Genomic DNA, 11,885 nt, shown 5'->3' on the forward strand with positions numbered 1-11,885 from the left:
CAGCCCATAAGAGCAACCACCTACCCCAGGTGACCGTGACCGTAGTCACCGGAACGAGCGGAAGAACGAGAACGCCTCGTACCGTTGTGCAGAGCGTCGGTGTGTCCAGTGTCCCCGGGCCTCACCCAATTTGCCTTCGCGGAATTCCGTTCGGCTGGAGCCGCGTCGCGCCACTCGCCGAGAGGCGACCTGCACACCGACGCCCAGCGGCGCCCCGGCCACACGGTCGGGGCGCCGCTGTCTTCCCACCCCCCAGATTCGCCGAAAATGATCCGCGACTCGAGTCGCGGGCCCCCGACGGCTGGCCTTAAGGTTCAGAAGGTCAGCTTCCGCCAGTGGGGAGGAGGTGTTCCAGTGGGCCTGAAGACCTTCATCGAGGGATGGCCGGTCTACCGGCAGCTCACCGGTACCGACCCGCTGGGCCGGGGCGCCGCCGCCCGATCGGCCCGCTCGGCGGCCCTGACCGCGCGCACCGAGACCGCCGACAGCATGGCCCGGTCGGTCTGCCCGTACTGCGCGGTGGGTTGTGGGCAGCGGGTCTATGTCAAGGATGGGCAGGTCACCCAGATCGAGGGCGACCCGGACAGCCCGATCTCCCGCGGTCGGCTCTGCCCGAAGGGTTCGGCCAGCAAAAGCCTGGTGACCAGCCCGCTGCGGCAGACCAAGGTCCGCTACCGCCGGCCGTACGGGACCGAGTGGGAAGACCTGGACCTCGACGTCGCGCTCGACATGATCGCCGCCCGGGTTCTCGCCGCCCGCGACGCGACCTGGGAGGACGTCGACGACGAGGGCCGGCCGCTGAACCGGACGCTGGGCATCTCCAGCCTGGGCGGGGCGACCTTGGACAACGAGGAGAACTACCTCATCAAGAAGCTGTTCACGGCGATGGGGGCACTCCAGATCGAGAACCAGGCCCGCATTTGACACTCTGCCACCGTCCCCGGTCTGGGGACCAGCTTCGGTCGCGGCGGCGCGACGGACTTCCAGCAGAACCTCGCCAACGCTGACGTCATCGTCATCCAGGGCTCCAACATGGCCGAGGCCCACCCGGTGGGTTTCCAGTGGGTGATGGAAGCCAAGAAACGCGGCGTCAAGGTCTTCCACGTCGACCCGCGGTTCACCCGCACCAGCGCGCTCGCCGACACGTACCTGCCGATCCGGGTGGGCAGCGACATCGCGCTGCTCGGTGGCGTGGTGCGGTACATCCTGGAGAACGAGCTGGACTTCCGGGAGTACGTGCTGGCGTACACCAACGCGGCGACCATCGTCAGCGAGCAGTTCGTCGACACGGAGGACCTCGACGGTCTCTTCTCCGGCTTCAACCCGCAGACCCGGGCATACGACCAGACGAGCTGGCAGTACGCGGGGCAGGAAGGCGACGGCGGGGCCGCGGACACCGGCACGGAGCGGGAGACCGCAGCCGGGCTGCTGCACGAGTCGCACGGTATGCCGGTGTCCGGCCAGACCGAGCGGGACGAGACGCTGCAGCACCCACACTGCGTCTACCAGATCCTCAGGCGGCACTTCTCCCGGTACACCCCGGAGATGGTCGAGCGGGTCTGCGGCATCCCGCAGGAGAAGTTCCTGGAGTTGGCCCGGGCCTGGACGGAGAACTCGGGCCGGGAGCGGACCGGCGCGCTGGTCTACTCGGTGGGCTGGACCCAGCACAGCGTCGGAGTGCAGTACATCCGTACCGGGGCGATCATCCAGCTGCTGCTGGGGAACGTGGGGCGCCCGGGCGGTGGGGTCCTGGCGTTGCGCGGGCATGCCAGCATCCAGGGCTCGACGGACATCCCGACGCTGTTCAACCTGCTGCCGGGCTACCTGCCGATGCCGCACCACGCCATCCACCCGACCTTCGACGCGTGGGTGGACAGCATCCGTAACCCCGGGCAGAAGGGCTTCTGGGGCAACGCGCGCGCCTTCGCGGCAAGCCTGCTCAAGGCGTACTGGGGGGACGCGGCGACCCCGGAGAACGACTTCTGCTACGGCTACCTGCCCCGGATGACCGGCGATCACGGCACGTACCAGCAGGTGCTGAACATGATCGACGGCAAGGTCAAGGGCTACTTCCTGCTCGGCCAGAATCCGGCGGTCGGCTCCGCGCACGGCCGGGCCCAGCGCCTGGGCATGGCCAACCTCGACTGGTTGGTCGTCCGTGACCTGTTCATGATCGAGAGCGCCACGTTCTGGCAGAACAGCCCGGAGGTGGAGACCGGCGAGATCGTGCCGGAGGAGTGCCGTACCGAGGTCTTCTTCCTGCCCGCCGCCTCGCACGTGGAGAAGGAAGGCACCTTCACCCAGACGCAGCGGCTGCTGCAGTGGCGGGAGAAGGCCCTGGATCCGCCGGGCGACTGCCGTTCCGAACTGTGGTTCTTCTACCACCTCGGGCGCAGGCTGCGGGAGCGGCTGGCCCACTCCGACAGGCCGCGCGACCAGGCGCTGCTCGACCTCGCGTGGGACTACCCGACGCACGGGCCGGAGGCGGAGCCGAGCGCCGAGGCGGTGCTGCGCGAGATCAACGGCTTCGACGTGCGTACCGGCCGCCCGCTCGGCGGGTTCGTCGAGGCCCGCGACGACGGCTCGACCGCCATCGGCTGCTGGATCTACGCCGGCGTCTACGCCGACGGGGTGAACCAGGCCGCCCGGCGCAAGCCCCGGCACGAGCAGAACTGGGTCGCCCCCGAGTGGGGCTGGGCGTGGCCGGCCAACCGCCGCACCCTCTACAACCGCGCCTCCGCCGACCCGGAGGGACGCCCGTGGAGCGAGCGGAAGAAGTACGTCTGGTGGGACGCCGACAAGGGTGAGTGGACCGGGTACGACGTGCCGGACTTCGAGAGGACGAAGCCGCCGACGTACCGGCCGTCCAAGGGCGCCTCGGGCCCCGAGGGGATCGCCGGTGACGACCCGTTCGTCATGCAGGGCGACGGCAAGGGCTGGCTGTACGCGCCGAGCGGGGTCCTCGACGGGCCGCTGCCGGCGCACTACGAGCCCGCCGAGTCGCCGATGCGCAACCCGATGTACGGCCAGCAGACGAATCCGACCCGCAAGGTCTACACCCATCCGGTGAACCGGATGAACCCGAGCCCGCCGGAGCAGCACAGCGACGTCTTCCCGTACGTCTTCACGGTCAGCCGGCTCACCGAGCACCACACCGCCGGCGGCATGAGCCGCTTCGTCCGGACCCTGTCGGAGTTGCAGCCGGAGCTGTTCGTGGAGGTGTCGCCGGAGCTGGCCGCGGAGGTCGGGCTGACACACCTCGGTTGGGCACACCTGATCACCGGCCGTGCGGCGATCGAGGCCAAGGTGCTGGTGACCGACCGGCTCACCCCGCTTCGCGTCGAGGGGCGGCTGATCCACCAGGTCTGGTTGCCGTACCACTTCGGCCGGGAAGGGTTGGTGACCGGCGACTCGGTCAACGACCTCTTCGGGATCACCCTGGACCCGAACGTGCTGATCCAGGAGAGCAAGGTCGGCACCTGCGACATCCGGCCCGGCCGGCGGCCCACCGGCCCGGCCCTGCTCGACCTGGTCGGGGAATACCAGCGGCGCGCCGGGCTGACCCGCGAGCACCGTACCCCGATCGTCACCACCGAGGCCGGCGCGGACGGGAGCAGCGACCAGTGAACAGCCTCTACGGGCCGCTCGACCCCGCCCCGGACGCCGGGTGGACCGACGCCCCGCCCCGGATGGGCTTCTTCACCGACACCAGCGTCTGCATCGGCTGCAAGGCCTGCGAGGTGGCCTGCAAGGAGTGGAACGGCGTCCCGGCCTCGGGTTTCGACCTGCTCGGCATGTCGTACGACAACACCGGCGCACTGACCGCCAACTCCTGGCGGCACGTCGCCTTCATCGAGCAGCCACGCCCGGCCGGGCACCGCACCCCGCCGTTCGCGGCGAACCCGACCGGCCCGGCGGCCAGCCCGGCCAGCGCCGCCTCAGCCGCCGGCACGACGACCGACACCGGCACCAGTCCCGGCGTACCCCCGGGGCAGCCGGAGGCCGCGGCCCGGATGGCCGCCGGCCCGGAGTTCCTCGGCATGCCCGGCTCCCGGCCGCCCGGGCGGGCCACCGGCCCGGAGTCCCGCACCGACTTCCGCTGGCTGATGATGTCGGACGTCTGCAAGCACTGCACCCATGCGGCATGCCTGGACGTCTGCCCGACCGGCGCGCTGTTCCGCACCGAGTTCGGCACCGTGGTGGTGCAGGAGGACATCTGCAACGGCTGCGGCTACTGCATCTCCGCCTGCCCGTACGGGGTCATCGACCAGCGCAAGGACGACGGCCGGGCGTGGAAGTGCACGCTCTGCTACGACCGGCTCGGCGCCGGGATGACCCCGGCCTGCGCGCAGGCCTGCCCGACCGAGTCCATCCAGTTCGGCCCCCTCGACGAGCTGCGCGAACGCGCCGCCCAGCGGGTCGCCACGCTGCACGAGCGGGGGGTTCCCGAGGCCCGGCTCTACGGCCACGACCCGACCGACGGCGTCGGCGGGGACGGCGCGTTCTTCCTGCTGCTCGACGAGCCCGAGGTGTACGGCCTGCCGCCGGACCCGGTGGTCACCACCCGGGACCTGCCGAAAATGTGGAAGCGGGCGGGGCTGGCCGCCCTGGCCATGGCGGCGGCCGCCGTCGCCGCGTTCGTCGGAGGTTCCTCGTGAGTCCGGACCGCGCCCCGGTCGGCGCCCTGTTCCGCCGCTTCCGGGAGCGGCTGGCCGCCGAGGGGCCGGAACGCCTCGGCGAACCGGTGCGGCAGCAGCGGCGCCGAGGCGGAGGGGAGCAGGTGAACGTGCCGCCGGCAGAGTTCACCTCCTACTACGGCCGGCCCGTCCTCAAGGCCCCGGTGTGGAAGTGGGACATCCCCGCGTACCTGTTCACCGGAGGGCTCGCGGCCGGGTCGTCGCTGCTCGCCGCCGGCGGCCAGCTCACCGGCCGGCCGGCGCTGCGCCGCGCCGGCCGGGTCACCTCCCTGGCGGCGGTCACCGCGAGCGCGTACTTCCTGGTCAACGACCTCGGCAAGCCGAGCCGCTTCCACCACATGCTGCGGGTGGCGAAGCTGACCTCGCCGATGTCCGTGGGCACCTGGATCCTCACCGCCTTCGGGCCGGCCGCCGGGGTCGCCGCGGTCGCCGAGGCCGCCCCCTGGCTGCCCGAGCGGGGGCTGCTCGGCCTCGGCCGCCGGCTGCTGCCCCCGGCGGGACACACCGCCGGACTGGTCGCCGCCGTCACCGCACCGGCCCTCGCCACGTACACCGGGGTGCTGCTTGCCGACACGGCCGTGCCGTCCTGGCACGAGGCGTACCCGGAACTGCCGGTCATCTTCGCCGGCAGCGCCCTGGCCAGCGGTGCCGGCGTGGGGCTGCTGGCCGCGCCCACCGCGCAGGCCGGCCCGGCCCGGCGGTTCGCGGTCGCCGGCGCGGCCCTGGAGCTGTGGGGCTCGCACCGGGTGGAGAACCGGCTCGGCCTGCTCAGCGAGCCGTACGCGACCGGCACCGCCGGCAGGCTGCTGCGGGCCGGCCGGGCGCTGACCGTCGCCGGGCTGGCCGGCGCGCTGGCCGGCCGCCGCAACCGGGCGCTGTCCGCCCTCTCCGGCGGCGCGCTGCTGGCCGCCGCCGTCTGCACCCGGTTCGGCATCTTCCACGGCGGGGTCGCCTCGGCGAAGGACCCCAGGTACACCGTCGTGCCGCAGCGGGAACGCGTCAACCGGCGCACGTCCGAGCAGGACTGACACCTCACCGCACGGGCGGCGCCGCGCTGTGGTTGACTGCTGCGTGGAGGCGTTCAGGCGGCTGGTGCCCCTCCCGGTCTTCAAAACCGGTGTGGTCCGGGACCCGGGCCAGGCGGGTTCGATTCCCGTCCGTCTCCGCCATGCAGCCAGGGGACTCCGCGAGGCGACCGACGGGATTTCGCCTCCACGAGGCGACCAGGGATTCCGCCGCCGTGAGGCACGCCAGGGAGATGACCGCATGCGTGACGCCGACCCGCGGCGGCGCGTGCCGCGTACCGACGCGCTGCTCGCCGACCCGGCCCTCGCCGCCGCCGCCGGCACGCTCGGCCGTGACCGGGTCAAGGCCGCGATCGTCCGGGCCCAGCAGCGCGCCCGCCGCGGCGAGCTCACCCCCGAAGAGGTACGCGACGCCGCGCTGGCCGAACTGCCCGCGCCGACGCCCCGTGCGGTGCTCAACGCCACCGGCGTCGTGCTGCACACCAACCTCGGCCGCGCCCCGCTCTCCGCCGCCGCCGTCGCGGCACTCGTCGCGGCCGCCGGGCACACCGATGTGGAACTGGACCTGCGGACCGGGCGGCGGGCCCGGCGCGGCCGGGACGCCCTCGACGCGCTCGCCGCCGCCGTTCCCGACGCGCCGGCCGTGCACGTGGTCAACAACGGCGCCGCGGCCCTGGTGCTCGCCGCCACCGCCCTCGCGGCTGGCCGGGAGATCGTGGTCGGCCGCGGCGAACTGGTCGAGATCGGCGACGGCTTCCGCCTGCCCGACCTGCTGGAGAGCACCGGCGCCCGGCTCCGCGAGGTCGGCACCACCAACCGCACCACGCTCGCCGACTACGCCGCCGCGGTCGGCCCCCGCACCGGGTTCGTGCTGAAGGTGCACCCGTCGAACTTCGTGGTCACCGGCTTCACCTCGGCCGTGCCGGTGCGGGAACTGGCCACCCTCGGCGTGCCCGTGGTGGCCGACATCGGCTCCGGGCTGCTCGCCCCCGACCCGCTGCTGCCCGACGAGCCGGATGCCGCCACCACCCTGCGCGCCGGCGCCCACCTGGTCACCGCCAGCGGCGACAAGCTGCTCGGCGGCCCGCAGGCCGGCCTGCTGCTCGGCGCGACCGACCTGGTCGAACGGCTGCGCCGGCACCCGCTGGCCCGGGCGCTGCGAGTGGACAAGCTCACCCTCGCCGCGCTCGCCGCCACCCTGCACGCCCCGACCACCCCCACCCGCGACGCCCTGCACGCCCACCCGGCCGGGCTGCGCGACCGGGTGGAACGGCTGCGCGACCGGCTCGGCGAGGACGGCTGCAAGGCCGAGGTGGTGCCCACCGCCGCGGTGGTCGGCGGTGGCGGCGCCCCCGGCGTGGAACTCGACTCGTGGGCGTTGAGCCTGCCCGAGCGGTACGCCGAGCCACTGCGTACCGGCGAGCCACCGGTACTGGGCCGGGTGCTGCGCGGCCGGCTCCTGCTCGACCTGCGCTGCGTACCGGCCGGCGCCGACGAGACCGTCCGCGCGGCGATCCTGCGGGCGGGCGACTGAGTCATGCGGGTAGTCGCCACCGCCGGGCACGTCGACCACGGCAAGTCCACCCTGGTCCGGGCGCTGACCGGGATGGAACCCGACCGGTGGGCGGAGGAACGCCGCCGGGGCATGACCATCGACCTCGGCTTCGCGTGGACCACCCTGCCCTCCGGCGGGACCATCGCCTTCGTCGACGTGCCCGGGCACGAACGGTTCGTGCCGAACATGCTCGCCGGCGTCGGCCCGGTCCCCGCCGCACTGATCGTCGTCGGCGCCGACGAGGGCTGGATGCCCCAGTCCGCCGAGCACCTGGCCGCGCTGGACGCGCTGGGGGTGTCGTACGGTCTGCTGGCGGTGACCCGCGCGGACCTGGCCGATCCGGGGCCGGCCCTGGCCCGGGCCCGCACAGAGATCGCCGCCACCGCCCTCGGCGAGGTGGAGGCGGTGGCGGTCAGCGGCGTCACCGGCGCCGGCCTGCCCGAGCTGCGGGCCGCCCTGGACCGCCTGGTCGCCCGGCTGCCCGCCCCGGCGCTCGACGTCCCGGTCCGGCTCTGGGTGGACCGCTCGTTCACCATCCGAGGCAGCGGCACGGTGGTCACCGGCACCCTCGGTGCCGGCCGGCTGTGCGTCGGTGACCAGCTCGAACTCGCCGCCACCGGCGAACCGATCCGGGTCCGCGGCCTGCATTCGCTGAACGCCGCCCGGGACCGGGTCGGCGCGGTGGCCCGGGTCGCGGTGAACCTGCGTGGGTTGTCCCGCGACCGGATCGCCCGCGGCGACGCGCTGCTCAGCCCGGGCCGGTTCGCCCGCACCGATCTGCTCGACGTGCGACTCGCCGGCGACCCGGCCGCCGATCTGCCGGCCACGCTCACCCTGCACGTCGGCTCCGCCGCCGTGCCCGCCCGGGTGCGCCCGCTCGGCCCGGACACCGTCCGGCTGCGGCTGGCCCGTCCGCTGCCGCTGCTGATCGGGGACCGGGCGCTGTTGCGGGATCCCGGCCGGCATCACGTCGCCGGCGGGGTGACCGTGCTGGACGTGGACCCGTCGCCGTTGCGCCGGCGGGGGGCCGCCGCCGCTCGGGCGACCGTCCTGGAAGGGTTGGACGGCCGCCCTGATTCGGCCGGGGAACTGCGCCGCCGGCGCCTGGTCCGGGCCGGCGAGCTGACCCGCATGGGGGTGCCGGTCACCGTCGCGCCGGTGGCCGGGGACTGGCTGGCCGACCCGGAGCACTGGCGGACCCTGGGCGTACGCCTCGGCGAGGAGGTCGCCCGGTACGCCCGCGAGCACCCCCTGGAACCCGGCGCCCCGGTCGAGGTGCTGCGCCAGCGTCTCGACCTGCCCGACCGGGCCCTCGTGGCGGCGCTGCTGCGGCCGCCGCTGCGGCTGCGCGCCGGCCGGGTCACCGCCGCCGTGGCCGACGCGCTGCCCGAACCGGTGGCCCGCGCCGTCGAGCGGGTACGCGCCGAGTACGGCGACCACCCGTTCCGGGCCCCCGAGGCGCACCGCCTCGCCGACCTCGGCCTCGGCCCGCGGGAGATCGGCGCGGCCGTACGGGCGGGCGCCCTGCTGAAGCTGGCCGAGAACGTCGTGCTGCTGCCCGGCGCGGTCGACGACGCGGTCCGGGTCCTAACCCGTCTGCCGCAGCCGTTCACCCTCAGCGCCGCCCGGCAGGCCCTCGACACCACCCGCCGGGTCGCGGTGCCGCTGCTGGAACTGCTGGACCGGCGCGGCGCCACCCGCCGGCTGCCCGACGACGCCCGGCAGGTGGTGGCACCGCCCGGCTGATCCGTTGCGCCGGGATGCGAAGGTGTCGCCATGATCGTCCAGCTGCCCGCCGTCCGCGCCTGGTTCAGCGATGACCGCCGTCGGCGCCGGTTTCGCCGGGCCGCCTGCGTCGCGGTCGCCGGCTGCTGGCTGATCTGGGCCGCTCTGGCCTGGTGGACGGCACCGCGCGAGGTCACCGCTGGGCAGCTGGACCAGGATCTGGTCGCCGGCCGGGTCGTCACCTTCACCCGCGCCGACGGCTGGGACGACCAGGGCGGTTTCTGGGGGCGGCGGCCGGAGCCGCGGTACGACACCCACGGCTGGGTGATGGTGTGGAGCATGCCCGACGGCCGGGTCCGCTGGGCCGACGTCGGCGCACCGGCCACGGAATCGCCGATCGACGGCGAGGACGCGCGCCTGGCCCGCGTCGCGTCGGCCTGGCGCGCCGACGGAGCACCCGCCGACCGGCTCGCGGACGCCGCGGCGCAGCTGGCCGCGGCGATGGCGCTGGCCTGGCTCGTGATGCTGGTCGCCGGCCCGGCACCCGGTGCCGGCAGCCGCTGGTTCTGGTTCTGGATCGGGCTGCTGCCGTTCGGCGTCGGCCTGCTCGCCTGGCTGTTCAGGGAGCAGTGGCATGCCAGGGTGCCGGCCGGCAGGGACCGGCAGTCGGGGTGGGCCGGCCTCGGCTGGTCCCTCCTCGGTGGTCTCCTGCTGGCCGCCGCCCTGGCCGGGCTGGGCAGCGTGTTCGGCGACCACGTCGTTCCCAGCTGGTGAGCGCGCGCGGGTGGGCCAAGCGGCATCGGTGACGGCGCCGCGTCAAACCCTCGGAAACGACGCCCGCACCACCCGCGCCGTCAACTCCGGCACCCCGTGATCATCCCGCAATTCCAGCGACACCCGCACCCCCCACACCCGACAGGCCCGGCAATCATGTCAGCCCACAGAAAGATGGCTGTTGCGGATTTCCCAACGGAGTCCTTTAGGCGGGAGAGGATGTCAAGGTGACGCCATGGACCCTTCTGCGGTCTGGCGGGACAAGAACCACAAGTGGCGGATCGAGGCGTACCGGGCACCGGATCTGCGGTTCGCCATCTTCGCCACGAACGGCACCACGGAGTCGGCGCCGCTGTGGCTGTTCGGGATGGCCGCCTTGGCCCGGTGGCTGATGACCCACAAGATCTCCCTGGACGATCTGGAGAACGACTGACCGTCGCGCCGAGAGGGGGTACGGATGGCCGGGCAGCTCGTCCTGGTGCTGGTCCTGGTGCTGATCAACGCGGCGCTGGCCGGGAGCGAGATGGCGCTGGTGACGCTGCGTGAGGGGCAGCTGCGGCGGCTGGGTCGATCCGGGCGCGCCGGGGCGCGGCTGCTCCGGCTGACCCGGGAGCCGAACCGCTACCTGGCCACCACACAGCTCGGCATCACTCTCGCCGGGTTCCTCGCCTCGGCGGCCGCCGCGGTGTCGCTGGCGCAGCCGCTGGTCGGCCTGCTGGGCTTTCTCGGTCGGGCTGCGCACCCGGCCGCAGTGCTGCTGGTGACCGTCGTGCTGACCTACCTCACGCTGGTCGTCGGCGAGCTGGTGCCGAAACGCCTGGCCATGCAGACGGCCGAACGGTGGGCGTTGCTCGCCGCCACGCCGCTGGACACGCTGGCCGGGCTGTCCCGCCCGGCGATATGGCTGCTCAGCCGCACCACCGACCTGCTGGTCCGGCTCGCCGGCGGGGATCCGCGGGCCAGCCGGCCGGAGGTGACCGAGGAGGAGCTGCGGGAGATGCTGGTCAGCCAGCGCGGGCTGTCGCCGCAGCAGCGGGAGATTGTGGCCGGGGCGTTCGAGATCGCCGGCCGTAATCTGCGGGAGATCCTCGTCTCGCGCCGCGACATGACGGTCCTGCCGGCGTCGATGCCGGCGGCGGAGGCGATGCGCCGGCTCGCCGCCGCCGGGCGCTCCCGCGCCCCGGTCACCGGCCCAGGCGGCCTGGACGACGTGTGCGGCGTGGTGCACATCCGCGACCTGGTGGACGGCGACGGCGCCACCACCGGGGAGCGGTCCCGGCCACCGCTGCTGCTGCCCGCCACCCTGCCGGTCGCCGACGCGATCCGCCAGCTGCGCCAACGCCACGAGCAACTCGCCCTCGTGGTCGACGAGTACGGCGGGATCGACGGCCTGGTCACCATGGAGGACCTGCTGGAGGAGGTCGTCGGCGAGGTGTACGACGAGACCGACCGGTACGTGCGCCGCGCGGTCCGGGAGCCCGACGGCGCGCTGCTGCTGCCCGGTGACTTCCCGCTGCACGACCTGCCCGACGCCGGCGTCCGACTGAGCTTCCCGCTGTCCCGCGAGTACGCCACGGTCGCCGGGCTGCTGCTGGCCGATCTGGGGAGGCTGCCCGCCGGACCGGGAGACCGGGTGCGGCTGCCCGGGCTCACCATCGAGGTGGTCGAGGTGGCCGACCGGGCTATCCGCCGGGTGCGCCTGCGCGGCCCGGCGGCCGGCTGCCCGGAGCAGTGAGCCGGGACCGGCCATCCGGCGCCGGTCGCCCGGAGCAGTGGTTCCGCGACGGCGGCCGGCGGCGGTGACCCCGGACGGGGGAACGCCGGGTCGAAGCGGCACCAGTCGGTGACGACCGGACGTACCGTCCGGGGCGTGAGGGACCGAGGATTGCGGACGTTCATCGCGGTGCTCGCCGGGCTCGCGGTGATCTATTTCGGTGCCACGGGGCACCGCAGCAGCGGCGGCGAGGGTAACGGCATCTCCGGCGGCGTGGTGCTGCTCGCCCTGCTCGCCGCGGCGGCGGTCTGGTACCTGACCCGGCCCGGCCCGGCCAAGTGACGCCTTGTCCCGCTCCGGCCCGCGAGTGACGCCGGCCCGGCGAGCGGCGCCGG

General features: G+C 74.1%; 9 protein-coding genes and 1 tRNA gene. All 10 read left to right on the top strand.

Annotated elements, in window-relative coordinates; genetic code table 11:
• The first annotated feature begins 354 nt into the window (after positions 1-354).
• Positions 355-3,627 (top strand): formate dehydrogenase, encoded by a 3,273-nt coding sequence (fdh, locus tag ACNAW0_RS21310; RefSeq protein ID WP_416289707.1) that lies wholly within the window; start codon positions 355-357, stop codon positions 3,625-3,627.
• Positions 3,624-4,658 (top strand): 4Fe-4S dicluster domain-containing protein, encoded by a 1,035-nt coding sequence (locus ACNAW0_RS21315; RefSeq protein WP_416289708.1) that lies wholly within the window; start codon positions 3,624-3,626, stop codon positions 4,656-4,658. Before fdh ends, ACNAW0_RS21315 begins: the two co-directional genes overlap by 4 nt.
• Positions 4,655-5,725 carry an NrfD/PsrC family molybdoenzyme membrane anchor subunit gene (gene nrfD / locus ACNAW0_RS21320; RefSeq protein ID WP_416289709.1) on the top strand — a complete coding sequence of 357 codons (1,071 nt, stop codon included), beginning with the start codon at positions 4,655-4,657 and terminating at the stop codon, positions 5,723-5,725. Before ACNAW0_RS21315 ends, nrfD begins: the two co-directional genes overlap by 4 nt.
• A gap of 45 nt (positions 5,726-5,770) precedes the next feature.
• A tRNA-Sec gene (locus ACNAW0_RS21325) sits at positions 5,771-5,866 on the top strand.
• Positions 5,867-5,963: 97 nt separating this feature from the next.
• Entirely contained in the window at positions 5,964-7,256 is a 1,293-nt protein-coding gene (selA, locus tag ACNAW0_RS21330) for an L-seryl-tRNA(Sec) selenium transferase (RefSeq protein ID WP_416289710.1), read from the top strand.
• 3 nt (positions 7,257-7,259) lie between these two features.
• A complete protein-coding gene (gene selB, locus ACNAW0_RS21335) occupies positions 7,260-9,023 on the top strand; it encodes a selenocysteine-specific translation elongation factor (RefSeq protein ID WP_416289711.1) in 1,764 nt (587 codons plus the stop codon).
• Positions 9,024-9,053: 30 nt separating this feature from the next.
• Positions 9,054-9,776: a hypothetical protein gene (locus ACNAW0_RS21340; RefSeq protein ID WP_416289712.1), complete on the top strand. Its 723-nt coding sequence runs from the start codon at positions 9,054-9,056 to the stop codon at positions 9,774-9,776.
• Positions 9,777-10,011: 235 nt separating this feature from the next.
• Entirely contained in the window at positions 10,012-10,209 is a 198-nt protein-coding gene (locus tag ACNAW0_RS21345; RefSeq protein WP_416289713.1) for a hypothetical protein, read from the top strand.
• Positions 10,210-10,233: 24 nt separating this feature from the next.
• Entirely contained in the window at positions 10,234-11,511 is a 1,278-nt protein-coding gene (locus ACNAW0_RS21350) for a hemolysin family protein (RefSeq protein ID WP_416289714.1), read from the top strand.
• Between the two features lie 135 nt (positions 11,512-11,646).
• On the top strand, positions 11,647-11,832 hold the full coding sequence (locus ACNAW0_RS21355) for a hypothetical protein (protein WP_416289715.1): 186 nt from the start codon (positions 11,647-11,649) through the stop codon (positions 11,830-11,832).
• Positions 11,833-11,885 lie beyond the last annotated feature (53 nt).

Source organism: Micromonospora sp. SL1-18 (genome assembly GCF_047921505.1).
In the GTDB taxonomy this organism is placed as follows: Bacteria; Actinomycetota; Actinomycetes; order Mycobacteriales; family Micromonosporaceae; genus Micromonospora.

Bases quoted from the DNA above. Each gene is read 5' to 3' on its own strand.
- ACNAW0_RS21350 (WP_416289714.1), top strand. From the start codon at position 10,234: ATGGCCGGGCAGCTCGTCCTGGTGCTGGTCCTGGTGCTGATCAACGCG.
- selB (WP_416289711.1), top strand. From the start codon at position 7,260: ATGCGGGTAGTCGCCACCGCCGGGCACGTCGACCACGGCAAGTCCACC.
- ACNAW0_RS21345 (WP_416289713.1), top strand. From the start codon at position 10,012: ATGGACCCTTCTGCGGTCTGGCGGGACAAGAACCACAAGTGGCGGATC.
- selA (WP_416289710.1), top strand. From the start codon at position 5,964: ATGCGTGACGCCGACCCGCGGCGGCGCGTGCCGCGTACCGACGCGCTG.
- ACNAW0_RS21340 (WP_416289712.1), top strand. From the start codon at position 9,054: ATGATCGTCCAGCTGCCCGCCGTCCGCGCCTGGTTCAGCGATGACCGC.